General features: G+C 64.0%; 25 protein-coding genes. 8 read left to right on the top strand and 17 right to left on the bottom strand.

What is annotated here, in order from left to right; all coding sequences use genetic code 11:
* Positions 1-25: 25 nt before the first annotated feature.
* A complete protein-coding gene (locus KCG88_RS20230) occupies positions 26-409 on the bottom strand; it encodes a hypothetical protein (RefSeq protein ID WP_011059080.1) in 384 nt (127 codons plus the stop codon).
* A gap of 145 nt (positions 410-554) precedes the next feature.
* On the opposite strand from KCG88_RS20230, the gene KCG88_RS20225 reads away from it, so the two are divergent.
* Positions 555-752, top strand: a complete 198-nt coding sequence (locus tag KCG88_RS20225) for a cation transporter (protein ID WP_011059081.1) — start codon at positions 555-557, stop codon at positions 750-752.
* 93 nt (positions 753-845) lie between these two features.
* Positions 846-2,042: a multidrug effflux MFS transporter gene (locus KCG88_RS20220; protein WP_047283780.1), complete on the top strand. Its 1,197-nt coding sequence runs from the start codon at positions 846-848 to the stop codon at positions 2,040-2,042.
* Position 2,043: 1 nt separating this feature from the next.
* On the opposite strand, the gene KCG88_RS20215 is transcribed toward KCG88_RS20220, so the two are convergent.
* From KCG88_RS20215 to KCG88_RS20205, 3 genes are all read right to left on the bottom strand, one after another.
* Positions 2,044-2,220 carry a hypothetical protein gene (locus KCG88_RS20215; RefSeq protein ID WP_199521927.1) on the bottom strand — a complete coding sequence of 59 codons (177 nt, stop codon included), beginning with the start codon at positions 2,218-2,220 and terminating at the stop codon, positions 2,044-2,046.
* Between the two features lie 143 nt (positions 2,221-2,363).
* On the bottom strand, positions 2,364-3,377 hold the full coding sequence (locus KCG88_RS20210; RefSeq protein ID WP_047283781.1) for a zinc-binding alcohol dehydrogenase family protein: 1,014 nt from the start codon (positions 3,375-3,377) through the stop codon (positions 2,364-2,366).
* Between the two features lie 34 nt (positions 3,378-3,411).
* The gene (locus tag KCG88_RS20205) at positions 3,412-3,705 is read right to left on the bottom strand and encodes a putative quinol monooxygenase (protein ID WP_047283782.1); all 294 of its coding nucleotides are present in this window, start codon (positions 3,703-3,705) and stop codon (positions 3,412-3,414) included.
* A 116-nt stretch (positions 3,706-3,821) separates the two neighbouring features.
* Here KCG88_RS20205 and KCG88_RS20200 point away from each other — a divergent pair, with 116 nt between their 5' ends.
* Both KCG88_RS20200 and KCG88_RS20195 read left to right on the top strand, forming a co-directional pair.
* The gene (locus KCG88_RS20200; protein WP_047335582.1) at positions 3,822-4,730 is read left to right on the top strand and encodes a LysR family transcriptional regulator; all 909 of its coding nucleotides are present in this window, start codon (positions 3,822-3,824) and stop codon (positions 4,728-4,730) included.
* A 135-nt stretch (positions 4,731-4,865) separates the two neighbouring features.
* Entirely contained in the window at positions 4,866-6,242 is a 1,377-nt protein-coding gene (locus KCG88_RS20195; RefSeq protein ID WP_210712984.1) for an MFS transporter, read from the top strand.
* A gap of 78 nt (positions 6,243-6,320) precedes the next feature.
* On the opposite strand, the gene KCG88_RS20190 is transcribed toward KCG88_RS20195, so the two are convergent.
* From KCG88_RS20190 to KCG88_RS20180, 3 genes are all read right to left on the bottom strand, one after another.
* Positions 6,321-7,274 carry an adenosine deaminase gene (locus KCG88_RS20190; protein WP_047335584.1) on the bottom strand — a complete coding sequence of 318 codons (954 nt, stop codon included), beginning with the start codon at positions 7,272-7,274 and terminating at the stop codon, positions 6,321-6,323.
* 179 nt (positions 7,275-7,453) lie between these two features.
* Entirely contained in the window at positions 7,454-8,419 is a 966-nt protein-coding gene (locus tag KCG88_RS20185) for a 2-oxoglutarate and iron-dependent oxygenase domain-containing protein (RefSeq protein ID WP_047283786.1), read from the bottom strand.
* Between the two features lie 65 nt (positions 8,420-8,484).
* On the bottom strand, positions 8,485-9,567 hold the full coding sequence (locus KCG88_RS20180; protein ID WP_047283787.1) for a BMP family ABC transporter substrate-binding protein: 1,083 nt from the start codon (positions 9,565-9,567) through the stop codon (positions 8,485-8,487).
* Between the two features lie 323 nt (positions 9,568-9,890).
* Here KCG88_RS20180 and KCG88_RS20175 point away from each other — a divergent pair, with 323 nt between their 5' ends.
* Complete coding sequence (locus KCG88_RS20175; RefSeq protein ID WP_210712983.1) at positions 9,891-10,979, top strand: calcium:proton antiporter; 1,089 nt, start codon at positions 9,891-9,893, stop codon at positions 10,977-10,979.
* Here the strand turns inward: KCG88_RS20175 and KCG88_RS20170 are convergent.
* The 3 genes from KCG88_RS20170 to KCG88_RS20160 form a co-directional block, all read right to left on the bottom strand.
* Positions 10,976-12,031 carry an SUMF1/EgtB/PvdO family nonheme iron enzyme gene (locus KCG88_RS20170; protein WP_246882771.1) on the bottom strand — a complete coding sequence of 352 codons (1,056 nt, stop codon included), beginning with the start codon at positions 12,029-12,031 and terminating at the stop codon, positions 10,976-10,978. The genes KCG88_RS20175 and KCG88_RS20170 overlap by 4 nt on opposite strands.
* Positions 12,032-12,099: 68 nt before the next feature.
* On the bottom strand, positions 12,100-13,458 hold the full coding sequence (locus KCG88_RS20165) for an 8-oxoguanine deaminase (RefSeq protein WP_210712982.1): 1,359 nt from the start codon (positions 13,456-13,458) through the stop codon (positions 12,100-12,102).
* A gap of 192 nt (positions 13,459-13,650) precedes the next feature.
* A complete protein-coding gene (locus KCG88_RS20160) occupies positions 13,651-14,334 on the bottom strand; it encodes an SDR family oxidoreductase (protein ID WP_011059094.1) in 684 nt (227 codons plus the stop codon).
* A gap of 186 nt (positions 14,335-14,520) precedes the next feature.
* On the opposite strand from KCG88_RS20160, the gene KCG88_RS31150 reads away from it, so the two are divergent.
* On the top strand, positions 14,521-14,649 hold the full coding sequence (locus tag KCG88_RS31150) for a hypothetical protein (RefSeq protein ID WP_263860793.1): 129 nt from the start codon (positions 14,521-14,523) through the stop codon (positions 14,647-14,649).
* Here the strand turns inward: KCG88_RS31150 and KCG88_RS20155 are convergent.
* The 7 genes from KCG88_RS20155 to KCG88_RS20125 form a co-directional block, all read right to left on the bottom strand.
* Entirely contained in the window at positions 14,646-15,572 is a 927-nt protein-coding gene (locus tag KCG88_RS20155) for an ABC transporter permease (protein ID WP_210712981.1), read from the bottom strand. The genes KCG88_RS31150 and KCG88_RS20155 overlap by 4 nt on opposite strands.
* Positions 15,572-16,678 (bottom strand): ABC transporter permease, encoded by a 1,107-nt coding sequence (locus KCG88_RS20150; protein ID WP_210712980.1) that lies wholly within the window; start codon positions 16,676-16,678, stop codon positions 15,572-15,574. Before KCG88_RS20150 ends, KCG88_RS20155 begins: the two co-directional genes overlap by 1 nt.
* Positions 16,679-16,689: 11 nt before the next feature.
* Entirely contained in the window at positions 16,690-18,255 is a 1,566-nt protein-coding gene (locus tag KCG88_RS20145) for an ABC transporter ATP-binding protein (RefSeq protein WP_210712979.1), read from the bottom strand.
* 533 nt (positions 18,256-18,788) lie between these two features.
* Complete coding sequence (locus tag KCG88_RS20140; RefSeq protein WP_019092788.1) at positions 18,789-19,370, bottom strand: YigZ family protein; 582 nt, start codon at positions 19,368-19,370, stop codon at positions 18,789-18,791.
* A 4-nt stretch (positions 19,371-19,374) separates the two neighbouring features.
* Positions 19,375-20,043 (bottom strand): TetR/AcrR family transcriptional regulator, encoded by a 669-nt coding sequence (locus tag KCG88_RS20135; RefSeq protein ID WP_047283792.1) that lies wholly within the window; start codon positions 20,041-20,043, stop codon positions 19,375-19,377.
* An 87-nt stretch (positions 20,044-20,130) separates the two neighbouring features.
* Positions 20,131-21,525: a nucleobase:cation symporter-2 family protein gene (locus tag KCG88_RS20130; protein ID WP_210712978.1), complete on the bottom strand. Its 1,395-nt coding sequence runs from the start codon at positions 21,523-21,525 to the stop codon at positions 20,131-20,133.
* A gap of 130 nt (positions 21,526-21,655) precedes the next feature.
* Positions 21,656-22,576: a LysR family transcriptional regulator gene (locus KCG88_RS20125; protein WP_011059101.1), complete on the bottom strand. Its 921-nt coding sequence runs from the start codon at positions 22,574-22,576 to the stop codon at positions 21,656-21,658.
* 125 nt (positions 22,577-22,701) lie between these two features.
* Between KCG88_RS20125 and KCG88_RS20120 the strand changes: the two genes are divergently transcribed.
* Together KCG88_RS20120 and KCG88_RS20115 are read left to right on the top strand one after the other, a co-directional pair.
* Positions 22,702-24,051 (top strand): aspartate aminotransferase family protein, encoded by a 1,350-nt coding sequence (locus KCG88_RS20120; protein ID WP_015634038.1) that lies wholly within the window; start codon positions 22,702-22,704, stop codon positions 24,049-24,051.
* A 73-nt stretch (positions 24,052-24,124) separates the two neighbouring features.
* Positions 24,125-25,618, top strand: a complete 1,494-nt coding sequence (locus KCG88_RS20115) for a CoA-acylating methylmalonate-semialdehyde dehydrogenase (RefSeq protein WP_011059103.1) — start codon at positions 24,125-24,127, stop codon at positions 25,616-25,618.
* Positions 25,619-25,726 lie beyond the last annotated feature (108 nt).

Below are 25,726 nucleotides of genomic sequence, written 5' to 3'. Positions count from 1 at the left end.
CGGGAGCTCGGCAGGGGGCGGGGTGTCAGTATTCCAGGGCGGCGGGCTTGAGGTACATGCCCGAGGCGTTCATGGCGATGCGGAACTTCAGCACGTCGCCAGCCCGCAGGCTGATGTCCTGGGAACTCGGGGCAAGCAGCCCGGCGTTGCAGCCCGGGGCCTGGCCTGGCAGCAGTTTCAGGCGCAGGGAAACCTTGCCCGGCGGCAGGTTGAACGAGGCGCTCTGTTCCTGGAACAGCCGGCCGGCGAGCTGGTCCTGGATGTACAGGCCGATTTCGCAGGACGTGGCGACTTCCAGCCGCTCCCTGGAAATGATCAGCACGCCGTAGTCCTCTCCGGCGGCCAGCGCCGATGGGGTTGCCGCGAACAGGCCCAGGAGGCCGACGAGGCTGAAAGTTGACCAGCGCATGGCTGAATCTCCCGCTGTGATGTCGTAAGACGTGCAGCTTGGCCGAGCGCGCCGCCGATTTCCAGCCCGGCAGATCAATCCGGAACTTGACCTTGCCACGGTGGCAAGGACAAGACTTGCTCCAACCCAATACAGGAGAAGCGCAATGCAAGTATTCAACGTTCAAGGCATGTCCTGCGGTCACTGTGTGCGTGCCATCACCCAGGCGCTGCAAAGCAAGGACCCGGCGGCCACCGTGCGGGTGGATCTGGCGGCCAAGGAAGTCGGGGTCGAGAGCCGCCTGTCCAGCGATGAGGTGATCAGCCTGATCAGCGAGGAAGGCTACGCGGTCAAGGTTGCCTGAGCCTTTTTATATAGTTAGCGACCTATCGGAATGTTCAAGGCGTCCAAGCGCGGCTAGACTGTGCGACCGCTGACCAACGCTCGTTTGGATGCCATGAACCTCCGCACAATCCTGATTCTCGGCGCTCTGAGCGCTTTCGGCCCGCTGGCCATCGACTTCTACCTGCCGGCTTTCCCCTCGATGGCCCTGGCTTTGGGCACCGATGAAAAACACGTTCAGCTGACCCTGGCCGCCTACTTCCTCGGCCTGTCCATCGGCCAGTTGGCCTATGGCCCGGTGGCCGATCGCTTTGGCCGGCGCCTGCCGCTGCTGGCGGGGGTGGGCCTGTTCACGCTGGCCTCCCTGGCCTGCGCCTATGCGCCGAACCTGGAATGGCTGATCGGCGCACGCTTTGTCCAGGCCCTAGGCGGATGCGCCGGGATGGTGATTTCCCGGGCCGTGGTCAGCGACAAGTGCGATGCGGTGGGTTCGGCCAAGGTCTTCTCCCAACTGATGCTGGTGATGGGCCTGGCCCCGATCCTGGCGCCGATGCTGGGCGGCCTGCTGGTCAACCTCTACGGCTGGCAGTCGATCTTCATCATGCTCACGGTGTTCAGTGCACTGTCCGGGCTGGCAGTGGCCCTGGGCCTGCCGGAAAGCATGCCGGCCACCCGCCCGCGCCTGCCTCTGTCCGGGGCGCTGCGCCAATATGGCCTGCTGCTGTCGGACCGGGTATTTCTCGGCCATGCCTTGACCGGCGGGATCGCCATTGCCGGGATGTTTTCCTACATTGCCGGTTCGCCCTTTGTCTTCATCAAGCTCTACGGCGTGCCAGCGGAGCACTTCGGCTGGTTCTTCGGGATCAATGCCGGGGGCTTCATCCTGGTGGCGCAGATCAATGCGCGCCTGCTGGCCAAGCGTGGCCCGGCGTTCCTGCTGGCGCGCACCGTGTGGATCTACCTGGCAGCGGGCCTGACCCTGCTCGGCGTCAGCGCCTTGCACACCAGTGCGCTCTGGCCGCTGCTGCTGCCGCTGTTCGTGTGTATCGCCAGCCTGGGCTGCATCATTCCCAATGCCGCGGCCTGCGCCATGAATGGTCAGGGCGCACGGGCCGGCAGCGCCTCGGCGATGCTCGGTTGCCTGCAATTCAGCGTGGCGGCAGGGGCGGCGTACCTGGTGGGTGTGCTGCATGACGGCAGCGCCATGCCGATGGCGATTGTCATCAGCCTGTGCGGTGTGCTGGCGGTGAGCATGGCGGTCATGACCCGGCGCTTGCAGAATGCCCGGGCGCTGAAGGCTGCCGAGCTCTGAGTCAGCCGGTGGCGCGCTGGCTCTGGGGAATCGGGTGGGGGGCTTGCAGGCGGCTTTGCAGGGTCTGGGTGAAGGCCCGGGCTTCGGCTTCGCTGCGGAACGTCACCACATGCTGGTCGAGCCGCACCTGCCATTGAGAGCCCAGGGGGTGTGCCAATTCTTTTATCAGGATCTTCATTGCTGACCTCCTAACGGTAAAAGACTGCGCTGCAAGGGCCCCCAGTGTAGACCCGAATACGGTCACAAATATGACCGGAATCAAATCTCGGACTGACGGCAGCCAGCACCTTTTACCGGTGCCGGCTGCCGTTCCTTAACGCCTCAGAAACCTTCGAGGACGATCTTGCCGCGAGCCTTGCCGCTCTCCAGCAGGGCGTGGGCGCGGCGCAGGTTGGCTGCGTTGATCTGGCCGAAGTGTTCACCGACCGTGGTCTTCAAGGTGCCGGCGTCAATCAGTTCGGCGACCCGGTTGAGCAGCACGTGCTGCTCTTGCATGTCGGCGGTTTCGAACAGGGAACGGGTGTACATGAACTCCCAGTGCAACGACAGGCTCTTGCGCTTGAGCTTGGTCACGTCGAGGCTTTTCGGATCGTCGATCAACGCCAGCTTGCCCTGGGGCGCCAGGGCTTCCACCAGTTGGTCGAGGTGGGCATCGGTCTGGGTCAGGCTGGCGACGTGGGTCACCTGGCCTGCGCCAATGCGCTGGAGTTCGGCGCTCAGTGGCTGGCTGTGGTCCACCACCGCATGGGCGCCCAGCTCGCGGACCCAGGCCTGGGTCTGTTCGCGGGAGGCACTGCCGATCACCTTGAGGCCGGTGAGCTGACGGGCCAGCTGGGTGAGGATCGAACCGACCCCGCCGGCAGCGCCGACGATCAGCAGGCTCTGGCCTTTGTCAGCCGGCTCCTGGCTGATCTGCAGGCGTTCGAACAGCAGCTCCCAGGCGGTGATCGCGGTCAGCGGGAGGGCGGCGGCGGCGGCGAAGTCCAGGCTCTTGGGCATGTGGCCGACGATCCGTTCATCCACAGTGTGCAGCTCACTGTTGCCGCCGGCCCGGGCGATGGAGCCGGCGTAGAACACTCGGTCACCGACCTTGAACAGGCTAACGTCGCGGCCCACGGCCTTGACCACCCCGGCCACGTCCCAGCCCAGCACCTTGGCCGCGCCGCCTTCGGGCTGGACGTTCTGGCGCACCTTGGTGTCCACCGGGTTGACCGAGATGGCCCTGACCTCCACCAGCAGATCGCGAGGGCCGGCCACGGGCTCGGGCAGCTCGATGTCTTGCAGGGACTTGGGATCGTCGATGGGCAGGGAAGCGTAATAGGCGATGGCTTTCATGTTGAGTTCCTGATGATGAGTAGGGAAAAAAGGTTCAGACAATCAACTGCAGGCGCTTGAGCTCGAAGTGCTCGATCGCCTCGCGGGTCTGATGAAGGAAATGCCGGAAGTGCGCGGTGTTGTTGTGAAACTCCAGGGCTGCTTCATCGTCCCAGCGCTCCAGCACGTAGAAGGTGCCCGGTTGCTCGGCATCCTGGTGCAGCTCGTAGTACTGGCAGCCGCTTTCCTCGCGGCTGGGCGAGACCAGGGCGCTGAGCTCGCGCTTGAGAATGTCTTGCTGCTGGGGCTTGGCGATCAGGGTGGCAATCGCGGTGAAGGCTTGGGACATGTGGGCTTCCTCAGGTGCTGGGCGATGGGAGGGATGATTGGCTATTTCTCCCGAGGATAAAACCGGCTAAAAGAGCAGGCTCTTTCAATATTTTTTTGATAATCCAGGAAGGCCTCATGCTGCGATTCGATGACCTGCAGTTGTTCGTGCGTGCCGCAGACTTGGGCAGCCTGTCGGCGGCGGCCCGGGTCATGGACCTTTCGCCAGCGGTGGCCAGCGCCGCCCTCAAGCGCATCGAGGAACACCTGGGCGCACGCCTGCTGGCTCGTTCCACCCGCAGCTTGCGGCTCACCGCCGAGGGCGAGGGTTTTCTCGAATACGCCCGGGCGGCGTTGAGCAACCTGGATGAAGGCCGGCGCCTGCTGGCCAGCGGTCAGGATCAGGTCAGTGGCGTGTTGCAGCTTTCTGCCCCTTCGGATTTTGGCCGCAATCTGCTGTTGCCCTGGCTCGACGAGTTCCAGCGTGAACATCCCAAGCTCAGCGTGCGCCTGCTGCTGGGGGACCGGATTGCCGACCTGTTCCGCCAGCCGGTGGACATTGCCCTGCGTTACGGCGAACCGGAGGACTCCAGCCTGGTGGCGCTGCCAGTGGCTCCGGACAACCGCCGGGTGCTGTGCGCCGCCCCCAGTTATCTGGCCCGCTACGGCGAGCCGCGCCAGCTGGAGCAACTGGCCCAGCACAACTGCCTGTTGTACATGCTCGACAGCCGGGCTCATGACCTCTGGAGCTTTCATGACGGCAAGCGCGAGGTGAGCCTCACCGTCAGTGGTGACCGCCTGAGCGACGACGCCGATGTGGTGCGGCGCTGGGCCGTGGCCGGCGAGGGGATTGCCTACAAGTCCTGGCTGGATGTGGCCGCCGATGTGCTGGCCGGCCGCCTGCAGATACTGCTGCCGGAACTGCGCTGCGAAGGCGCGTCGCTGAACCTGCTGTGCACCCATCGGGCGCACCTGAGCAAACCGGTGAAATTGCTGCGTGACCTGCTCCAGGAGCGTTGCGCGCAGATCAGCGCGCGCCGTCCCTAGGCGCGGGCCTGTCGTCGGACCCAGGCGGCGTGCACGTGGCGTCGTTGCCTGACGCGAACAGGTCGTCCTCAGCCATCCGTCCCGGCCTCGATCCCGCACACTCGGGCGATCAGGCATTCAACCGGGGGAACGGCCATGGGCATACAGGAATACAGCGCCGCAGAGCGCCTGGAACGGCTACCCATCAGCGGCTATCACCGGGTGATTTTCATCATCATCGCCCTGGCGTTTTTCTTCGACTCCATGGACCTGGCGATGATGACCTTCCTCCTCGGCTCGATCAAAACCGAGTTTGGCTTGAGTTCGGCCCAGGCCGGCTTGCTGGCCAGCTCCAGTTTCTTCGGCATGGTGCTGGGCGCCTCGCTGTCGGGCATGCTCGCCGACCGCTTCGGGCGCAAGCCGGTGTTCCAATGGAGCATCGTGCTCTGGGGCGTGGCCAGTTACCTGTGTTCCACCGCCCAGAGTGTGGACAGCCTGACCCTGTTCCGGGTGCTGCTGGGGATCGGCATGGGCATGGAGTTTCCCATCGCCCAGTCGATGCTCTCGGAGATGATTCCGGCCCAGCGTCGCGGGCGCTACATCGCCCTGATGGACGGCTTCTGGCCCCTGGGTTTCGTCGCCGCCGGGGTGCTCTCGTATTTCCTCCTGCCGCTGATCGGCTGGCGTGACATCTTCCTGGTGCTGGCGATACCGGCGGTGTTCGTGCTGGTGATCCGCTTCTTCATTCCCGAGTCGCCGCGCTGGCTGGAACAGGCCGGGCGCCACGCCGACGCGGACCGGGTGCTGTGTGGTATCGAAGACAAGGTGCGTGCTTGCCTGGGCACGGCGCAATTGCCGGAGCCGCTGCACCTGCCGCGTATCGACAGTGCGCCGGGGCACTTTTTCTCGGCACTGAAGCAGATCTGGTCGCCGCTCTACCGCCAGCGCACGATGATGATCTGGAGCCTGTGGTTCTTCGCCCTGCTGGGCTTCTACGGCCTGACGTCCTGGCTCAGCGCCTTGCTCCAGCAGTCCGGTTTTGCGGTGACCCAGTCGGTGTACTACACGGTGCTGATTTCCCTGGGCGGGATTCCCGGGTTCCTCATGGCGGCCTGGCTGGTGGAGCGCTGGGGGCGCAAGCCGGTGTGCATCGTGACCTTGCTCGGCGGCGGGGTCATGGCCTTCTTCTACGGGCAGAGCGCGGTCTTTGGCGGCAACGTCAGCCTGCTGATTGGCACCGGGCTGCTGATGCAGTTTTTCCTGTTCGGCATGTGGGCGGTGCTCTACACCTATACCCCCGAGTTGTACCCGACGTCGGCCCGGGCCACGGGCTCGGGGTTCGCTTCGGCGGTGGGGCGCATCGGTTCGCTGTTGGGGCCGCTGGTGACCGGGCTGGTGTTTCCGTTGACCGGGCAGGGCGGCGTATTCGCCCTGGGGGCGGCGTGCTTCGTGATTGCCGCAGGGGTGGTCTGGCTGTTCGGGATGGAAACCCGGGGCAAGACCCTGGAGGAGTTGAGCGAGGCGGGGAGCTGATAGAGACGGGGGGGAGCTGTTCGCCGGCCAGCCGGCTCCTACAGGTTGGTGTAGGAGCCGGCTGGCCGGCGAAGGCCGTTACGGCTTGACCAGCCGTGCATCCAGGCTGTTCTGCGCCAGGCGCCGGGCCTGGTCCTGGGTCATGCCCAGGTCGGTGTGCAGGGCGTGGAAGTTCTCGGTGACGTAGCCGCCGAAGTAGGCCGGGTCATCGGAGTTGACCGTGACCTTCACCCCGCGCTCCAGCATTTGCAGGATGTTGTGCTGGGACATGTGGTCGAACACGCAGAGCTTGGTGTTGGACAGCGGGCACACAGTCAGCGGGATCTGCTCGTCGATGATCCGCTGCATCAGCCGCTCGTCTTCGAAGGCACGTACACCGTGGTCGATGCGCTGGATCTTCAACAGGTCCAGGGCTTCCCAGATGTACTCCGGCGGGCCTTCTTCACCGGCGTGGGCGACGGTCAGGAAGCCTTCGCTGCGCGCGCGGTCGAATACCCGCTGGAACTTGCTCGGCGGGTGGCCCATTTCCGAACTGTCCAGGCCCACGGCGACGAATGCATCGCGAAACGGCAGCGCCTGGTCGAGGGTCTTGTGCGCCTCTTCTTCGCTCAAGTGGCGCAGGAAACTGAGGATCAGGCCGCTGGTGATGCCCAGTTGCTGCTCGCCATCTTTGAGTGCGCTGGCGATGCCGTTGAGCACCACTTCGAACGGCACGCCACGGTCGGTGTGGGTCTGTGGATCGAAGAAGGGTTCGGTGTGGATCACGTTCTGCTCTTTGCAGCGCAGCAGGTAGGCCCAGGTCAGGTCGTAGAAGTCCTGGGAGGTGCGCAGCACGTCGGCGCCCTGGTAGTACAGGTCGAGGAATTCCTGCAGGTTGTTGAAGGCGTAGGCCTTGCGCAGGGTCTCGACGTCGCTCCAGGGCAGGGCAATCTTGTTGCGTTCGGCCAGGGCGAACAGCAGTTCCGGCTCCAGGGAACCTTCCAGGTGCAGGTGCAACTCGGCCTTGGGCAAGGCGTTCAGCCAGTCATACATGGTGTCGTCTCATCAGGTGCAGGCGGGCGCTGCGAGAGTGATGCGCTGCCGGGGCCGTGCCCTTCTGTGGGGAACTGGCTGTGGCTTGCGGCTTTCGCCAGGTTTTCACCGGGCCCGAAAAAGCCGCCATTCTACATCTGGCGGCGCAAATGTTCGGCAAAACCTGACCGGGGGGGCGGTCAGGCCTGCTCCAGCTCCCGGCGGTAGGCGTAGGTATCGGCAAAGCGCGACAGGAGAAATTCGGCGCAGGTGGTCACCGGGTACTGGGCCGGGTGCTCTGCGTCCTGGCAACCGGGCAGGCATTCGATGCGGGTGTCCGGGTGCGGCTCGGCGAAGAACGGCATCGAGTAGCGGTCCACCCCCAGCGGGCTGATGACCCGGTGCGGGGTCGACAGGTAACGGTCGTTGCTCCAGCGCGCCATCATGTCGCCGAGGTTGACCACGAAGGTGCCGTCGATGGGCGGTGCGTCGATCCATTGGCCCTTGACGTTGCGCACCTGCAAGCCGCCAGCGGCGTCCTGGTAGAGCAGGGTGATGCAGCCGTAGTCGGTGTGGGCGCCGGCGCCTTGCTGTTCTGCGCTGCTGGCGGTGTGGCGCGGCGGGTAGTGGATCATCCGCAGCACGCTCACCGGGTCCTGGAAGCGGCGGTCGAAGAAATCACGCTCGATGCCCAGGGCCAGGGTCATGGCCCGCAGCAGGGTCTGGGCCAGGGCCTGCATGTCCTGGTAGTGCTGCTCCATCAGGGCTTGCCAGCCGGGCAGGTCAGGGTGGCGGTTGGGCCCGCGCAGGGGTTTTTCCGCCAGCACGTCCGGGTGCTCGGCCGGCAGGTGCAGGCCCATGTCGAAGGTTTCCTTGAGGTCGCTGGGCTTGCTTGGGTCCAGCTGCTCGGTGGCGATGGCGCCGTAGCCGCGATGGTGACGGCTCTGGGTGATATCGATCTTGAGTTTTTCAACACTGGGCAGGGCGAAGAAGTGCTTGGCCGTGCTCAGCAATTGCTCGATGCGTTGTGCACCGATCGGGTGACCCTTGATGTAGAAGAAGCCCCATTCGCGACAGGCGCGGTCGATCTGCTTGGCGACACTGTCCCAGCCTTGCTGCTCATCCTGATACAGCGGGCTGATATCGATGATCGGCAGTTGATTCATGAAAATGCTCCCATCCTGTTGGCGGTCCGTCGTCGCTGGCGGATGCTCCGGCAGCGACGACCAGATTATTTGGGGAGGTCCGCCTTCAGGCCTTCGACGTAGTAGTTCATCGAGGCCAGTTCGGCATTGCTGGCGCTGACCCCCGCGGCGATTTTTTCGACCCCGGCCTGGTCCTTGATCGGGCCGGTGAACGGGTGGAACTCGCCGCTCTTGATGCTGGCGATGATCTGTTCGGCCTCGGTTTTCACCGGGGCCGGCAGCAGCTCGCTGAGGGGCAGTTCAACCGTACCCTCTTTCAGCCCACCCCAGTAGTCCTGGGGTTTCCAACTGTGGTCCATGACCCCCTGGGTGGCCTGGATGTAGTGCGGGCCCCAGTTATTGACGATGGAGGTCAGCACCGCCTTGGGGCCGAAGTGGGCCATGTCCGAGGCATAGCCCACCGCGTACACGCCGCGGCGTTCCGCGGCCTGGATCGGCGCCGGGCTGTCGGTGTGCTGGAAGATCACGTCGGCGCCCTGGTCGATCAGGGCATTGGCGGCGTCGGCTTCCTTGCCCGGATCGAACCAGGAGTTGACCCACACCACCTTGATCTCGGTGCCCGGGTTGTACTTGTTCAGGGCCAGCTGGATGGCGTTGATGTCGCGGATCACCTCCGGGATGGGGAAGGAGGCGACGTAGCCGATCTTCTTGCTCTTGGTCATCTTCGCCGCGAGGAAACCACCCACATAGCGGCCCTCGTAGGTGCGCGCCAGGTAGGTGCCGAGGTTCTTGTCCTGCTTGTAGCCGGTGGCGTGTTCGAAGGTCACCTTGGGGAACTGCCTGGCGACCTTCAGCGTGGGGTTCATGTAGCCGAAGGAGGTGGTGAAGATCAGGTCGTAGTTGTCCTTGGCCATGTTGCGGATCACCCGCTCGGCGTCGGCGCCTTCGGCTACGTTCTCCACGTAGTTGGTCTTGATCTGGTCGCCGAATTTTTCCACCAGGGCCTTGCGCCCCTGTTCATGCTGATAGGTCCAGCCGTGATCGCCTATGGGGCCGATGTAGACGAAACCGACCTTCAGCGGATCGGCGGCGCTGGCGGAAAGGCTGGCACTCAGGCCGATGGCGGCGGCCAGGGTGCAGAGCAACTTGTGCAACGGGCGTGTATGCATGAATTGGAGCTCCATCTTGTTGTGGGGGCTGGGGCGGCAAGCGCTGGAGGGCAATGCAAATAGCTGACCAAGAGGACAACAAAGATGGCTGTTGCGCCGGCGAGGCGGTTTCTACGGGGGCTTTGGGGCGCGCTTTTCGCTGGCAAGCCAGCTTCTACGGGGTTGGAATGCAGGAGGCCGCTTGCCGGCGCAGGGCTGTTCAAGATCCATCCCGGTGCGCGGCGCCTGAGGCTGGTGCACTAACATGTAACGAAACGTTAGTGACTTGGTGCAGTCTTTCAGTCATCTCCTGTACTCGTTTTTATTCCCGTCAAAGGACTGCAATGCTCAATTCCCTCAAGCAAGAAAAGTTTCTACTGCTTGCGCTGTTGGCCGCCGTGGCCGCCTATCCGCTTGAACACCTGTTGCTGGGCAGTGGCCAGGGCATCGCCCTGGGCGCCGGGCTGGTGCTGATCGGCTTTATCGTCATGGCTTCGATGCGCGTCGCCCACCACGCTGAACTGCTGGCGGAAAAGGTTGGCGACCCCTACGGCACCATGATCCTGACCCTGGCCGCGGTGCTGGTGGAAGTGGTGATCCTGGCGATCATGATGAGCAACGAGGCTTCGCCAACCCTGGTGCGCGACACCATCTACTCGGCGGTGATGCTGGACATCAACGGTATCCTCGGCCTGGCCGCGCTGATGGGCGGCATCAAGCATGGCGAGCAGCCCTACAACGACGACTCGGCGCGCACCTACAGCGTGATGATCCTTACCGCCATGGGCGTGTCGATGGTGGTGCCGGAGTTCATCCCCGAGGCCGACTGGAAGGTCTACTCGGCCTTCACCATCGGCGCCATGGTGGTGCTCTATACCCTGTTCCTGCGCATGCAGGTCGGGCCGCACAGCTATTTCTTCAGCTACAGCTACCCGGAAAAACGCCGCAATAAAGAGGCCCAGGAACAGCCCCATGCCATCAACCTGGCCTGGAGCATCGGCATCCTGGTGTTCGGGGTGGTGGTAATCGGCGCCCTGGCCGAGGTGATGTCCAAGACCCTGGACCTGGGGCTGGAAGACACGGGTGCACCGCCGGTGATCACGGCGATCCTGGTGGCGGCGATTTCCGCCGCGCCGGAAATCCTGACCGCCCTGCGCGCCGCCCTGGCCAACCGCATGCAGTCGGTGGTCAACGTGGCCCTGGGCGCTTCCCTGTCGACGGTGATCCTCACGGTGCCGGTGATGGAGGCCATGGCCTTGTACACCGGCCAGCCGTTCCAGATGGCCATGACCCCGGTACAGACGGTGATGGTGTTCATCACCCTGATCGTCAGCGCGATCAACCTCAACGACGGTGAAACCAATGCCATAGAAGGCATGACTCACTTCGTGCTGTTTGCCACCTTCATCATGCTGTCGCTGCTCGGTCTTTAAAGGGGTTGCGCCGACTGGATAGCGCAGCGAAAGCTGACCCCGGGGGCATTCCAGGCCGCGAGTGCGCCCCAACGCCAACGGCGCACGGTGCTGGCCGAAGGAGAAAAGGTCGGGTCGTTGGCAAACTTGTTGTTGGCACCCCGTTGCGCCCGATAAATACCTGTTTCAGGCCCTTGCGGGTTCTCCACGGGAGATTCGCGGTAGTAGTGTTTGTCGTACCAGTCGTTGACCCATTCGCTGGCATTGCCGGTGAGGTTGTAGAGGCCCAGCGGATTAGGCACAAACCTGTCCACAGCGAAGGTTTCGTTGTCGTCAGGCGCCGGAAAGTTGCGGCCGTAGTCCAGATTGCCGTTGTCGGTGGCGAACATCACCGGCTGGCCACGGTTGCGCGCCGCATATTCCCATTGGGCCTCGGTCGGAAGATCCACGGCATAGCCGCTGAGGTCTGCCAGCCAGCCACAGTAATCCTTGGCCTCTTGCCATTTTCGAGACGCCGGGGCGGGCAGGTTTTCCTGGTAGAGGTGTTTCATGTCTTCGCGGTTGCGCAGTGCCGCGTCGAATTGCGGCCTGCCTTGGGCCAGGAAGAACAGATCGAAATCGCCCAAGGTGGTTTGCAGCGAGGACAGGTAATAACTGCTCAATTTGACCGGGTGAACGAAGTCGTCATCGATGTCGAGGCTGATCCGTTCCATGTTGGCCGGGTCCACGCCACAGGGCCATTGGCACAAGGCCTGTGGGTCGAAGCCACGGGGCCAGCCGAAATCCCCCATCTGGAATTCGCCCCCTTCAATCAGCACCATGTTGTCCATCGAGCGCACGACGGTGTTGAGCACCGCATCGCGGACTTGCGGGGACAGGTCCGGGTATCTGCGGCTGATGGTCGAAGCAATGTCGGCAACTTTTTCAGGTGACAGCACTTTGCTGGCGGGGCCTGCAACCTCCTGTTTCCCACAGCCCGAAATCAGCAGCGCGACGCAGAGCGCCAGTCCGTGCATTTGTTTCACGTAATGTCCTTCTAACGGCTCGTTGGAGAGGGGGGGGGAAACTAACATGTTTCCTTGAGCCGATTGCGCTCAACGCGCAGGCGAGGGATGTGCTCCCTCGCCGTTGGAGTTAACGATCAGGTGCCGGCAATCAGTTGCCGGGCCGCCTGGCTGTGATCGGCGATCAGGTTTTTCAGGTCCAGCCCTTCGACCTGGCCATCAATCACCCGCCACTTGCCGCCGATCATGACCCGGTCCGCCCGATCCGCGCCGCACAACAGCAGCGCCGAAATCGGATCATGGCTACCCGAGAAACGCAGTTCATCGAGCTTGAACAACGCCAGGTCCGCCTGCTTGCCTACCGCCAGTTCGCCGATGTCGGTACGGCCCAACAAGCTTGCCGACCCCTGGGTGGCCCAGCCCAGGACCCGCTCCGGGGTGATCTTTTCGGCGCCGTAACGCAGGCGCTGGATGTACAGCGCCTGGCGCGCTTCGAGGATCATGTTCGAGGCGTCATTGGACGCCGAACCGTCCACGCCCAAGCCGAACAGCGCCCCTGCATCGGTCAGCTCGATGCTGGGGCAGATGCCGGACGCCAGGCGCATGTTCGAACTCGGGCAATGGCAGATGCCGGTGCCAGCCGCGCCCAGGCGGGCGATCTCATCCGGGTTGAAGTGGATGCCGTGGGCCAGCCAGGTGCGCGGACCGAGCCAGCCGACGCTGTCCAGATAATCCACCGTGCGCAGGCCGAAACGCTGCAGGCAGAAGTCTTCTTCGTCGAGGGTCTCGGCCAGGTGCGTGTGCAGGCGCACATCGAGCCCGTTGGCCAGTTCGGCGCTGGCCGACATGATTTCCGGGGTCACCGAGAACGGCGAGCACGGTGCCAGGGCGATCTGGATCTGCGCACCGTCGCCACGCTCGTGGTACTGCCGAATCAGGCGCTGACTGTCGTCGAGAATCACCTGGCCTTCCTGCACGGTCTGTTGCGGTGGCAGGCCGCCGTCCTTTTCGCCAAGGCTCATCGAACCGCGGGTGAGCATGGCGCGCATGCCCAGTTCACGCACGGTTTCGACTTGCACGTCGATGGCGTTTTCCAGGCCGTCCGGGAACAGATAGTGATGGTCGGCGGCTGTGGTGCAGCCGGAGAGCAGCAGTTCGGCCAGTGCCACTTTGGTCGCCAGGGCGAGCTTTTCCGGGGTCAGCCGGGCCCAGACCGGGTACAGGGTCTTGAGCCAGGGGAACAGCGGCTGGTTGACCACCGGCGCCCAGGCGCGGGTCAGGGTTTGATAGAAGTGATGGTGGGTGTTGATCAGGCCCGGCAGCAGCACGTGCTCGCGGGCGTCGAAGACCTGCTGGCAGGGGCTTGAAGGCTGTTGGCCGAGGCCCAGCACTTCAACGATCAGACCGTCTTGCAGCACCAGGCCGCCACGGGCGTCGAGGGCATTGCCGGTGAAGATGGCCAGGGGATTTTTTAACCAGGTACGGGTCGCAGGCATGGTGGCCGGCTCCTCTGAAAGTGGGTTCAGGTTAGCCAGCTCAGTGATGCCCTGTCTGCTGATCCAGGGTCGCCGCAAGGGGCGAGGTGCGCAGTCTAGCGAAAGATTTGCCGGGGGACAAAACTTGCATTTTGCCCCCCGTTCCAGAGCCTTCGCTGGCCTGTGCAAGGGCTGCCCGGGGCAGCCGCGGCCTTACCAGGGAATGGTTTCGCCCTTGTAGTTGACGAAGTGATGGCCGCCCTTGCCGGTGTAGGCATTGACCTGGGCGATCAGCCCGCGGGTGCTGGTCTGCACATCGATATCGGCGCCTTCGCCGCCCATGTCGGTCTTCACCCAGCCCGGGTGCAGCGAAAGCACAGTGAGCTTTTGCCCCAACTGGGTCACGAAGCTGTTGGTCATGGAGTTCAGCGCGGCCTTGCTGGCCTTGTACAGGGCCAGCTCCGGCGCGTCGGGCATGGTTACGCTGCCCAGCACCGAACTCATGAACGCCAGCACGCCGCTGTCCTTGCGGATCTGCCCGACGAAGCGCTGGGCCAGGTTGATCGGCGCCACGGCGTTGGTGAAGAACAGCTGGCCGACTTCGGCCAGGGTCGCCTGCCCCGGCAACTGGTTGTCCGGGCCCTTGACCCCGGCGTTGACGAACAGCAGGTCGAACACCTGGTCCTTGAGCTTCTGGCTCAGGGCAATCACCGCTTGCTGATCGTCCATGTCCAGTTGCTCGATCTGCACCTTGCCCAGGGCTTGCAGCGCCTCGGCCTTGTGCGGGTTGCGCACGGTGGCGGTGACCTGCCAGCCGTCTTCCAGCAGGCGCTGGACCAGGCCGAGGCCCAGGCCCCGGGAGGCGCCGATGATCAGTGCGGTTTTTGCCGTGGACATGATGAGGTTCCTTGATAAGTGAGGATCACGGATTCAATGGACAGGCTTGCCCCAGTCGCAGTTGCAGCACGGGGCGCAACTGGCCCGGTTCTCCGATGTGCAAGCATGGGGCTCGAAAGGGCTGACCCTGAAGCATACTCCAGGCTTTGGCCTGCGCGCTCCTTGAATCGATGGAGCGATATTTATGTGCACCACGCCCTGGCCCACGCAGCCACGGCATTGATCGGGGTGATCCTGTTCTTCGAGCTGGCCTGGTGTGTGGCCCAGTTGCAGCCGGTGCGAGCGGCTGCCGGTAAGGCCCCGGCAGCCCTCTAGTGTCCCGCCTGCCACGGCTGGCCGAGGGACACCGGTGCATACAGCCGGGTGCGCAAGGCATCCCGGGATAGTAGCACCAGCACCAGGATGGTCGCGGCATAGGGCAGCATCGCCAGCAAGTTGGAAGGAATCGCCAGGCCCAGGCCCTGGGCCACCAGGTGCAGGATGCTCGCCAGGCCGAACAGGTAGGCGCCGAGCAGCAGCCGCCACACCCGCCAGCTGGCGAACACCACCAGCGCCAGCGCGATCCAGCCGCGTCCGGCGCTCATGTTCTCGGCCCACATCGGGGTGTAGGCCAGGGACAGGTAGGCCCCGGCCAGCCCCGCCATGGCACCGCCGAACAGCACCGCGAGCGTGCGCACCCGCAGCACCGGCAGGCCCATGGCGCTGGCGGCGTCGGGGTTCTCGCCGACGGCCTGGATGATCAGGCCGACCCGGCTTTTGAGAACCACCCAGGCCACGAGGGCGAACAGGGTGAAGGACAGGTACACCAGCAAATCCTGGGCGAACAGCATGCGGCCGATCAGCGGGATCTCGCTCAGCAGCGGCAACGCCAGCGGTTCGAAGCCGGCCAGGGGCTTGCCGACCCAGGCCGCACCGACAAAGCTCGACAGGCCGACCCCGAAGATCGTCAGCGCCAGCCCGGTGGCCACCTGGTTGGCGTTGAACACCAGGGCCACCAGGGCGAACAGCGCCGCCAGCAGCATCCCGGCGGCCATCGCCAGCAGCACCCCGAGCCACAAATGGCCGCTGTTGAGGGCGACGATAAAACCTATCACCGCGCCGAACAGCATCATGCCTTCCTGCCCCAGGTTGAGGACGCCGCTCTTTTCACAGATCAGTTCCCCCAGGGCCACCAGCAGCAACGGGGTGCCGCAGCGAACCATGGCGTAGAGAATATTGCTCAGCAGATCGATATCCATCACAGGGCTCCGGCGGTTGCAGTGGCGCTGGCGTTACGGCGTACCCAACGCAGGTTCAGGCGCGGGCGATAGAGAATCAGCACGTCGCTGGCCAGGAGGAAGAACAGCATCATGCCCTGGAACAGCTGGGTGATGGCCTGGGGCAGGTTGAGGCTCATCTGCGCGCTCTCGCCACCGATGTACAGCAACGCCATCAGCAGGCTGGAAAACACAATGCCGATGGGGTTCAGGCGGCCGAGAAAAGCCACGGTAATGGCCGCGTAGCCGTAGCCGGGAGAGGCCTGGGGCACCAGTTGGCCGATGGGGCCGGCGACTTCGCAGACCCCGGCCAGCCCTGCCAGCGCACCGCTGATCAACAGCGCCAGCCAGACCAGGCGCTTCTGGCGAAAGCCGACGAAGCCGGCGGCACGCGGGTCCAGGCCGAGCACCTTGATCTGGAAGCCGACAAAGCTTTTCTGCAGCAGCACCCAGACCGCCACCAGGGCCAGTAGGGCGAAGTACACCCCGGCGTGGACCCGGCCGTCTTCCATCAGCAGCGGCAGGCGGCTGGCGTCGCCGAACATCGCCGACTCGGGAAAGTTGAACCCGGCGGGGTCTTTCAACGGGCCATGCACGCAGTACAGCAAGAGGTTCAGGGCGATGTAGTTGAGCATGATGCTGGTGAGGATTTCATTGGCGTTGAAGCGGGTGCGCAACCAGGCGGTGAGCCCGGCCCAGGCAGCGCCGGCCAGGGTTCCGGCAAGCAGGATCAGCACCAGCGCCCAGCGGCTTTGCAGTTCGATGAGATTGACCGCCAGGGCGCTGCCGACCAGGGCCCCGAGCAGCAACTGGCCCTCGGCGCCGATGTTCCACACCCGCGCCTGGTAGGCCACCGCCAGGCCCAGGGCACAGAGCAGGATAGGCAGCGCCTTGACCAGCAGTTCGGACACGCCATACAGGTCGCTGACCGGGGCGATCAGCAGGGTGTGCAAGGTCAGCCAGGGGTCATGCCCCAGGGCCATGAACAACAGGGAACCGCAGCCCAGGGTCAGTAGCGCCGCCAGCAGTGGCGAGCACCAGAGCATCAGCCGCGACTGGCGGCCACGGGGTTCGAGTGAAAGCAGCATGGACAGCTCCGTTAAATCGCCAGGGCAGCGGGTGAGTGCAGGGAATCGGCGTGGCCGGCCATCCAGCCGCCAACCTCCACCAGCGAGGTGTCGGCGCAGGCCTTGAGGGGAGAAAGGCGCCCGGCGCACAGGGCTGCGAGGCGGTCGCTGATCTGGAACAGCTCGTCCAGGTCTTCGGAGATCACCAGGATCGCCGCACCGGCATCGCGCAAGGCGATCAGGGCCCGATGGATAGTGGCGGCGGCCCCGACGTCCACACCCCAGGTCGGGTGCGCGGCGATCAGCAGGCGAGGCTGCTGGAGAATCTCGCGGCCCAGGATGAATTTCTGCAGGTTGCCGCCGGACAGACTGCGGGCCGGGCTCTGGGAACCGGCGCTCTTGACCCCGAAACGCTGGATGATGCGCTCGGCCAGTTCCCGCACCTTGCGCCGCTGGATCAGACCGTGGCGCACCAGGCCCTGTTGAAAGGCGCTGAGCAGGGCGTTGTCCTCCAGGCTCAGTTCCGGCACGGCGCCGTGGCCCAGGCGTTCGGCGGGCACGAAAGCCAGGCCGCGCTGGCGTCGGGCGTCGGGATACAGATGAGCCACGCCCTGGCCGGCGAAACAGATACGTTCGGCTTCGCTGCGGGGCAGGCGCTGTTCACCGCTGAGCAGGGCCAGCAGTTCGTCCTGGCCATTGCCGGCGACTCCGGCGATGCCGACGATCTCGCCGCTGCGCAGGCGCAGGTCGATGTTCTTCAGTGAGCAGCCGAAAGGGTCGGGGTTGTCCCAGCTGAGGTTGTCCAGGCGCAGGAAGTCGTTCGTGCCGCGGGCTTTCGGGTAGTCGGTGATCATCGCCGCCGCATCCCCCACCATCAGCCGCGCCAGCTCGCGATCCGAGCACTGCGCCGGTATGCAGTGCCCGGCCACCCGGCCCGCGCGCAGCACCGTGGCGCTGTGGCACAGGGCGCGCACCTCGGCGAGCTTGTGGCTGATGAACAGGATGCTGCAGCCTTCGTCGGCCAGCCGACGCAGGGTGACGAACAGGTCGTCGGCCTCCTGCGGGGTCAGGACCGAGGTCGGCTCGTCGAGGATCAGCAGGCGGATGTCCTGCATCAGGCAGCGGACGATTTCCACCCGCTGGCGTTCGCCGATGGACAGGCTGTGCACCAGGCGCTGGGGTTCGAGGGCCATGCCGTAACGCTGGGAAACCTCGCGGATTCTGCCTTCCAGCTGGTTCGGCGTACCGGCGCCGGCGCCCATGGCCAGGGCAATGTTCTGCGCCACGCTGAGGGTTTCGAACAGCGAGAAATGCTGGAACACCATGCCGATCCCCAGGCTGCGTGCCTGGGCCGGGTTGTCGATGAGCTGGCGCTGTCCTTGCCAGAGCAGCTCCCCTGAATCGGCCTGGACCACCCCGTAGATGATCTTCATCAAGGTGCTTTTGCCGGCGCCGTTTTCGCCCAGCAACGCATGGATTTCACCCGCAGCGATGTTCAGGTCGATGGCGTCGTTGGCCAGGCAGCCGGGATAGCGTTTGCTGATCCGGCGCAGTTGCAGGCGTGGAGCCTGGCTGCTGGGTGCAGGGTGATTGGACATGACAGGCTCGGCTTCTGGGAGTTGTGCCTGTGGATAAAGCAATTTCCTGGCCAGTGGGTCAGGAAAGCCGGTGGAGTGCTCCCGGGCGGCATCCTGCCTGGCTGACAGGACCAGGGTCCTGGCACCACTTCGGGGCAAGGTGGTTGAAAAGGCGCTGTTTTTGTCCCCAGGGCGTTGCGCAGAAAATGATCAGTTGCCTGCAGACCCTGCGCAATCAGGGGCTGGAGCAGCCTTGCACGGGTTATCCACAGCTTGCTCCACAGTAATTGTGTGCAAGAGCGGCGCTTGGGCATCAGCACCACTGGCTTGTCCGTGAACTGCGATAAACCGGCTTAAGTGGCTGTTTCGCTGTGGAAAAAAGCTTCCTGGGGACGCTTTGGACAAAAAATGAACAAAGCCCGCAAAGCCACGTTGCAGAAGGGTTACAGCGCTATGTGCTCAGCTTATCCACAGTCGGGTGCACAGTAGATGTGGGCAAGTGCCCGGGGCCCTTGCGGGTTATGCACAAGGTGGTCCGGGCCGGGTTGGTGCCTTCAGCGCTGCAAAAGGATGCGCCCGCGGCTGAGGTCCGCCAGCTGTTGCTGCAGGGTGTCGATCTGTTCTTCGCCCAGGGCCAGTTGCAGCTCTACGCCGTTGGCGGTGAAGTCTTCCTGGACCAGCAGCCCACCCAGTTCGGCGACCCGCAGCTTGACCAGCGCCAGCTCGCTGAAGCTGCAGGCGCAACGCAGCGGTACGCGGTTGACCAAGGCGATGCGCTCGGCGCCTTGCAGGCACTTGTTGGCGCCGCCGCCATAGGCTCGGGCCAGGCCGCCGGTGCCCAGCTGGATGCCGCCGTACCAGCGGATCACCAGCACCGCCACCTGGTCGCAGTCCTGGGCCTCGATGGCCGCGAGGATCGGTCGCCCGGCGGTGCCGCCGGGTTCACCGTCGTCGTTGCTGCGGTACTGGTCGGCGAGTTTCCACGCCCAGCAGTTATGCGAAGCGTTGAGGTCGCTGTACTGCTGGATGAAGGCTTGGGCCTCGGCCGCGCTGCTGATGGGCGCGGCAAAGGTGATGAAGCGGCTTTTGCGAATTTCCTCGCGGTATTCGCAAAGGCCGGCCAGGGTAAAGGGCATGGGGTCAGTCTTTCAGTGCGGGTGTCAGGCCACAGCCTTTGAGGATGATGCGGATCAGGTTGTTGCCGGCGTCTTCCATGTCCTGCTTGGTCAGCCGGGTGCGCCCGGTGACACGGCAGATCTGGGTGGCGAAATCGGCATAGTGCTGGGTGCTGCCCCACAGCAGGAAGATCAGGTGCACCGGGTCCACCGGGTCCATCTTGCCGGCGTCGATCCAGGCCTGGAACACCGCGGCACGGCCCTGGAACCAGGCGCGGTAGTCCTGGCTGAAATACTCGCTCAGGCATTCGCCACCGCTGATGATCTCCATGGCGAAGATCCGCGAGGCTTGCGGCTGGCGGCGGGAGAATTCCATCTTGGCGCGGATGTAGCGGCTCAGGGCTTCGGCCGGGTCATCTTCGGCGGTGAGGGTGTTGAAGGTGCTGTCCCAGAGTTCGAGGATGTTGCTCAGCACCGCGATGTACAGCCCCAGCTTGTTGGTGAAGTAGTAGTGCAGGTTGGCTTTGGGCAGGCCGGCCTTCTGCGCGATGGTGTTCATGCTGGTGCCTTTGAAACCGTGACGGGCGAACTCGTCCTCGGCGGCCTGGAGGATGGCCTCTTCATTCTTCTGCCGAATGCGGCTGGCGGGTTTGCCGGGGTGAGGAGCGCTGTGGGCGGGGACTTCAAAGGTCATGGAGGTTTCCGAGCAAGTCTGTGGGTGCAACCTGTGCGTTGATAGCGCACCCACGTGGATCAGACAAGCCTTGGCGCTACAAAAGCCTCAGTGGGCCCTCAGGGTGTCGTTTTCTGGAAGCGTATTTGCGTCATTCGCCGCGCCCTTGTTTTCCGGCAACAGCAGGCTCATCAGCAAGGCGGTGAGGCCGCCGCTGGTGATCGCCGAATCGAACAGGGTCTGCACCACCTTGGGCAGCAGGTGCAGCAGGTTCGGTTGCGCGGCGATGCCCAGGCCGACGCCGAACGACGTGGCGATGATCAGCATGCTGCGCCGGTCCAGCGGGGCCTGGGCGAGGATCCGTACCCCGGCGGCGGCGACACTGCCAAACATCACCAGGGTGGCACCGCCGAGTACCGGCTTGGGGATCTGTTGCAGCAGCGCGCCGATCAGCGGGAACAGGCCCAGGCAGAACAGGATCAGGCCGATGTACAGGCCGACGAAACGGCTGGCCACGCCGGTCAACTGAATCACACCGTTGTTCTGGGCGAAGGTGGTGTTGGGGAAGGCGCTGAAGGTGGCGGCGATCAGGCAACTGACGCCGTCCCCCAGGACCCCGCCCTTGAGCCTGCTTATATAGGAAGGGCCGCTAATGGGCTGGCGCGCCAGCATGCAGTTGGCGGTCAGATCTCCCACGGTTTCCAGGGTGCTGATCAGGTAGATCAGGGCTACGGGGATAAAGGCGCTCCAGTCGAAACTGAAGCCGTACCTGAAGGGCAGGGGCAGGCTGATCAATGGCAGGTCCGGCAGTGGCTGGGGCACCAGCTTGCCGCTGAACCAGGCCGCCAGGCTGCCCAGGGCCAGGCCGATGATGATGGCGCTGAGGCGGACCCACGGGGTGTTGCTGCGGTTGAGCAGAATGATGGTCAGCAGCACCAGCAGGCCCAGGCCGAGATTGCCCGGGGCGCCGAAGTCTGCGGCATTGAAGCCGCCGCCCAGGTCGGTGATGCCCACCTTGATCAGGCTGATGCCGATCAGGCTAATGACGATGCCGGTCACCAATGGGGTGATCACCCGGCGCAGTCGTCCGATAAAGCGGCTGAGGACGATCTGCACCAGCGCGCCGAAGAAACACACGCCGAAGATCATCGCCAGGATGTCTTCCGGGCTGCCGCCCCGTTGCTTGACCAGGAACCCCGCCGACAGTACGGCGCCGAGGAAGGCGAAGCTGGTGCCTTGCAGGCAGATCATGCCCGCCCCGATGCCCCAGGGGCGCCGGGCCTGGATAAAGGTGCCGACCCCGGAGACCATCAGCGCCATGCTGATCAGGTACGGCAGGTGCGCCGAAAGCCCCAGGGCCGAACCCATCACCAGTGGTGGGGTGATGATGCCGACAAAGCTGGCCAGCACATGCTGCAGGGCCGCCAGCAGCGCGGGCAGGGGTTGCGGGCGGTCGTCGAGGCCGTAGATCAGTTCGCTGGGGCGGGAAGCATCTGGCTGCATGGCGTGGAGCTCGGGCTGGGGTTCAAGGTGCCGAGGTCTCTGCAAAAAGCTGTCCAGGTGCTCAGGTTATTTTGTCTGCTTTGCGGTGCGGGCCTTTGAGTACGGGACCTTGCTGGTGAGTGAAGACGCTCTAGCGGGTTGCCGCCAGGCTCTCCAGAAAGCTTTCGAGCACCAAATGAGGGCGCCGACCCTTGCGCGTGACCGATGCCAGGCTGAGGTCGTAGAAGCGTGACTTGGGCTTGAGGGCACGCAACCGGCCCTGCTGCACCCAGAGGCTGGCGTAGTGGTCCGGCAGGTAGCCGATGTAGCGGCCGGTGAGAATCAGGAAGGCCATGCCTTCCCGGTCGGATGCGCTGGCGGTGCAATTCAGCGCCTGGTAGTGGGCCTGGATCTCGGCCGGCAGGCGAAAGGTCGGGGCGATGGCGTCCTGGTCGTTGAGGCGCTGGTCGTCCAGTTGCCGGTCATCCACATAGAACAGCGGGTGGCCCACTGCGCAGTACAGCAGCGAGCGTTCGTCATACAGCGGCTGGTATTCCAGGCCGGGCAGGGCACTGGCCTGGGGCACCACGCCGACATGCAGGCGGCCGTCGAGTACCCCTTGCTCCACTTCGTTGGGGGCGATCATGCGGATCTGGATCTGCACGTCCGGCCCACGCTCCTTCAATTGCGCCAGGGCGTGGGTGATGCGCATGTGGGGCAGGGTCACCAGGTTGTCGGTGAGGCCGATGATCAATTCGCCGCGCAGGTGGCGGTGCAGGCCGTTGACCTCGGTACGGAAGCTTTCCAGGGCACTGAGCAGTTGCAGGGTCGACTGATAGACCTCGCGGCCCTCCTCGGTCAGGGAGAACCCGGCGCGCCCGCGCTGGCACAGGCGCAGGCCGACCCGTTGCTCCAGGTCGCTCATCTGCTGGCTGATGGCCGAGCGGCCGATGCCGAGCACGGTTTCCGCGGCGGAGAAACCACCGCATTCCACCACGCTGCGAAAGATCCGCAGCAGGCGGATATCAAAGTCGCTGACTTGCGCCAGCGGGTCGGCTCGACGGCTGCTCATAGTTTAGTGGATGCCAGACTGAAGGTTATTAAAGTTGGATTTCACCGACTTTATAGCCGTGGCAACTTAGCTGCAACAACGCTTTTTATTCCTACGCCGCTTCATTGCCTTGCGAGGTTTTGCTCATGAACATGCCGGAAACCGCCCCTCAGTCCCTGGCCAGCCAGCTCAAGCTCGACGCTCACTGGATGCCCTACACCGCCAACCGCAACTTCCAGCGTGACCCGCGCCTGATCGTCGGCGCCGAAGGCAGCTGGCTGGTGGATGACAAGGGCCGCAAGATCTATGACTCGCTGTCCGGTCTGTGGACCTGCGGTGCCGGCCACTCGCGCAAGGAAATCCAGGAAGCGGTCGCCAAGCAGTTGGGCACCCTGGACTATTCCCCGGGCTTCCAATACGGCCACCCGCTGTCGTTCCAGTTGGCCGAGAAGATCACCGACCTGACCCCGGGCAACCTGAACCACGTGTTCTTCACTGACTCCGGCTCCGAGTGCGCCGATACCGCCGTGAAGATGGTGCGCGCCTACTGGCGCCTGAAAGGCCAGTCGACCAAGACCAAGATGATCGGCCGTGCCCGTGGCTACCACGGGGTGAATATCGCCGGCACCAGCCTGGGCGGTGTCAACGGCAACCGCAAGCTGTTCGGCCAGGCGATGATGGACGTCGACCACCTGCCGCACACCTTGCTGGCCAGCAACGCGTTTTCTCGCGGCATGCCGGAGCAGGGCGGTATCGCCCTGGCCGATGAGCTGCTGAAGCTGATCGAACTGCACGATGCTTCCAACATCGCTGCTGTCTTCGTCGAACCGATGGCTGGCTCTGCTGGTGTGCTTGTGCCGCCACAGGGTTACCTCAAGCGCCTGCGGGAAATCTGCGACCAGCACAACATCCTGCTGGTGTTCGACGAAGTGATCACCGGCTTCGGCCGTACCGGTGCCATGTTCGGCGCTGACAGCTTCGGCGTGACGCCGGATCTGATGTGCGTGGCCAAGCAGGTCACCAACGGCGCGATCCCCATGGGCGCGGTGATTGCCAGCTCCGAGATCTATCAGACCTTCATGAACCAGGCGACACCCGAGTACGCAGTGGAATTCCCCCACGGCTACACCTACTCGGCGCACCCGGTGGCGTGTGCTGCGGGCCTGGCGGCACTGGACCTGCTGCAGAAGGAAAACCTGGTGCAGAGCGTGGCCGAAGTTGCCCCGCATTTCGAGAATGCACTGCACGGCATCAAGGGTACGAAGAACGTGATCGACATCCGTAACTTCGGCCTGGCTGGCGCGATCCAGATTGCCCCCCGTGATGGCGATGCCATCGTGCGTCCGTTCGAGGCCGGCATGGCGTTGTGGAAGGCCGGCTTCTATGTGCGCTTCGGCGGCGACACCTTGCAGTTCGGCCCAACCTTCAACAGCAAGCCGCAGGACCTCGATCGCCTGTTCGACGCGGTTGGCGAAGTGCTGAGCAAGCTCGACTGATTCGATCCTTCTTATATAGAAGCAGGCGCGAAGTGTTTCGCGCCTGCGCTTTCCCTCTTTCAGGAGTCCCCGCATGAGTCTGATTCAACACCTGATCCACGGTGAGCTGGTAAGCGACAACGGTCGCAGCGCCGACGTGTTCAACCCGTCCACCGGTCAGGCGATCCATAAAGTGCCGCTGGCCAGCCGTGAAACCATCCAGCAAGCCATCGACTCGGCTAAGTCGGCATTCCCGGCCTGGCGCAATACGCCACCGGCCAAGCGCGCCCAGGTGATGTTCCGCTTCAAGCAACTGCTGGAGCAGAACGAAGCCCGTATTGCCAAGCTGATCAGCGAAGAGCACGGCAAGACCCTGGAAGACGCTGCGGGCGAATTGAAGCGCGGTATCGAAAACGTCGAATACGCCTGCGCCGCGCCGGAAATCCTCAAGGGCGAGTACAGCCGTAACGTGGGCCCGAACATCGACGCCTGGTCCGACTTCCAGCCGCTGGGCGTAGTGGCCGGCATTACTCCGTTCAACTTCCCGGCCATGGTGCCGCTGTGGATGTATCCGCTGGCGATCGCCTGTGGCAACTGCTTCATCCTCAAGCCTTCTGAGCGTGACCCAAGCTCGACCCTGCTGATTGCCGAGCTGCTGCATGAAGCCGGCCTGCCCAAGGGCGTGCTGAACGTGGTGCACGGTGACAAAACAGCGGTGGACGCGCTGATCGAGGCGCCGGAAGTCAAGGCGCTGAGTTTTGTCGGTTCGACGCCGATTGCCGAGTACATCTATGCCGAAGGCACCAAGCGCGGCAAGCGCGTTCAGGCTCTGGGCGGGGCGAAGAACCACGCGGTGCTGATGCCGGATGCCGACCTGGATAACGCCGTCAGTGCGTTGATGGGCGCGGCCTACGGTTCATGCGGTGAGCGTTGCATGGCGATCTCGGTAGCTGTGTGCGTGGGCGATCAGGTGGCCGATGCCCTGGTGGCCAAGCTGGTGCCACAGATCAAGGCGCTGAAGATTGGTGCCGGTACTTCCTGTGGCCTGGACATGGGGCCGCTGGTTACCGCCCAGGCGCGTGACAAGGTTAGTGGTTATGTAGAAGACGGCGTGGCCGCAGGTGCGCAACTGGTGGTGGACGGTCGTGGCCTGAGCGTGGCCGGTCATGAAGACGGCTTCTTCCTCGGTGGCTGCCTGTTCGACCGCGTTACCCCGCAGATGCGCATCTATAAGGAAGAGATCTTCGGGCCGGTGCTGTGCATCGTCCGGGTCAACAGCCTGGAGGAGGCCATGCAACTGATCAACGATCACGAGTACGGGAACGGTACCTGCATCTTTACCCGTGACGGTGAAGCGGCACGTCTGTTCTGCGACGAGATCGAGGTGGGCATGGTGGGCGTCAACGTGCCGCTGCCGGTGCCTGTGGCCTATCACAGCTTCGGTGGCTGGAAGCGTTCACTGTTTGGTGACCTGCATGCCTACGGTCCCGATGGTGTGCGTTTCTATACCCGTCGCAAAGCGATCACCCAGCGCTGGCCGCAACGCGCCAGCCACGAAGCCTCGCAGTTCGCCTTCCCTAGCCTGTAAATGTGAAGCGTAAAGGCCGGCCCCTTGGGGCCGGCCTTTGCTTTTATGGGGTTTTCTGACCGATATGACAGATTTATGAAAATAACTGTTGACGGCAGATTCCACAGG

It is taken from the genome of Pseudomonas sp. MWU349 (assembly GCF_017947325.1).
Taxonomy (GTDB): Bacteria; Pseudomonadota; Gammaproteobacteria; order Pseudomonadales; family Pseudomonadaceae; genus Aquipseudomonas; species Aquipseudomonas protegens.
This window is presented reverse-complemented; position numbering and strand designations above follow the sequence as displayed.

Excerpts from the sequence above, each read along its gene's own strand:
- KCG88_RS20230 (WP_011059080.1), bottom strand. The coding sequence starts at position 409 with ATGCGCTGGTCAACTTTCAGCCTCGTCGGCCTCCTGGGCCTGTTCGCG.
- KCG88_RS20225 (WP_011059081.1), top strand. The coding sequence starts at position 555 with ATGCAAGTATTCAACGTTCAAGGCATGTCCTGCGGTCACTGTGTGCGT.
- KCG88_RS20220 (WP_047283780.1), top strand. The coding sequence starts at position 846 with ATGAACCTCCGCACAATCCTGATTCTCGGCGCTCTGAGCGCTTTCGGC.
- KCG88_RS20215 (WP_199521927.1), bottom strand. The coding sequence starts at position 2,220 with ATGAAGATCCTGATAAAAGAATTGGCACACCCCCTGGGCTCTCAATGG.
- KCG88_RS20210 (WP_047283781.1), bottom strand. The coding sequence starts at position 3,377 with ATGAAAGCCATCGCCTATTACGCTTCCCTGCCCATCGACGATCCCAAG.
- KCG88_RS20205 (WP_047283782.1), bottom strand. The coding sequence starts at position 3,705 with ATGTCCCAAGCCTTCACCGCGATTGCCACCCTGATCGCCAAGCCCCAG.
- KCG88_RS20200 (WP_047335582.1), top strand. The coding sequence starts at position 3,822 with ATGCTGCGATTCGATGACCTGCAGTTGTTCGTGCGTGCCGCAGACTTG.
- KCG88_RS20195 (WP_210712984.1), top strand. The coding sequence starts at position 4,866 with ATGGGCATACAGGAATACAGCGCCGCAGAGCGCCTGGAACGGCTACCC.
- KCG88_RS20190 (WP_047335584.1), bottom strand. The coding sequence starts at position 7,274 with ATGTATGACTGGCTGAACGCCTTGCCCAAGGCCGAGTTGCACCTGCAC.
- KCG88_RS20185 (WP_047283786.1), bottom strand. The coding sequence starts at position 8,419 with ATGAATCAACTGCCGATCATCGATATCAGCCCGCTGTATCAGGATGAG.
- KCG88_RS20180 (WP_047283787.1), bottom strand. The coding sequence starts at position 9,567 with ATGCATACACGCCCGTTGCACAAGTTGCTCTGCACCCTGGCCGCCGCC.
- KCG88_RS20175 (WP_210712983.1), top strand. The coding sequence starts at position 9,891 with ATGCTCAATTCCCTCAAGCAAGAAAAGTTTCTACTGCTTGCGCTGTTG.
- KCG88_RS20170 (WP_246882771.1), bottom strand. The coding sequence starts at position 12,031 with ATGTTAGTTTCCCCCCCCCTCTCCAACGAGCCGTTAGAAGGACATTAC.
- KCG88_RS20165 (WP_210712982.1), bottom strand. The coding sequence starts at position 13,458 with ATGCCTGCGACCCGTACCTGGTTAAAAAATCCCCTGGCCATCTTCACC.
- KCG88_RS20160 (WP_011059094.1), bottom strand. The coding sequence starts at position 14,334 with ATGTCCACGGCAAAAACCGCACTGATCATCGGCGCCTCCCGGGGCCTG.
- KCG88_RS20155 (WP_210712981.1), bottom strand. The coding sequence starts at position 15,572 with ATGGATATCGATCTGCTGAGCAATATTCTCTACGCCATGGTTCGCTGC.
- KCG88_RS20150 (WP_210712980.1), bottom strand. The coding sequence starts at position 16,678 with ATGCTGCTTTCACTCGAACCCCGTGGCCGCCAGTCGCGGCTGATGCTC.
- KCG88_RS20145 (WP_210712979.1), bottom strand. The coding sequence starts at position 18,255 with ATGTCCAATCACCCTGCACCCAGCAGCCAGGCTCCACGCCTGCAACTG.
- KCG88_RS20140 (WP_019092788.1), bottom strand. The coding sequence starts at position 19,370 with ATGCCCTTTACCCTGGCCGGCCTTTGCGAATACCGCGAGGAAATTCGC.
- KCG88_RS20135 (WP_047283792.1), bottom strand. The coding sequence starts at position 20,043 with ATGACCTTTGAAGTCCCCGCCCACAGCGCTCCTCACCCCGGCAAACCC.
- KCG88_RS20130 (WP_210712978.1), bottom strand. The coding sequence starts at position 21,525 with ATGCAGCCAGATGCTTCCCGCCCCAGCGAACTGATCTACGGCCTCGAC.
- KCG88_RS20125 (WP_011059101.1), bottom strand. The coding sequence starts at position 22,576 with ATGAGCAGCCGTCGAGCCGACCCGCTGGCGCAAGTCAGCGACTTTGAT.
- KCG88_RS20120 (WP_015634038.1), top strand. The coding sequence starts at position 22,702 with ATGAACATGCCGGAAACCGCCCCTCAGTCCCTGGCCAGCCAGCTCAAG.
- KCG88_RS20115 (WP_011059103.1), top strand. The coding sequence starts at position 24,125 with ATGAGTCTGATTCAACACCTGATCCACGGTGAGCTGGTAAGCGACAAC.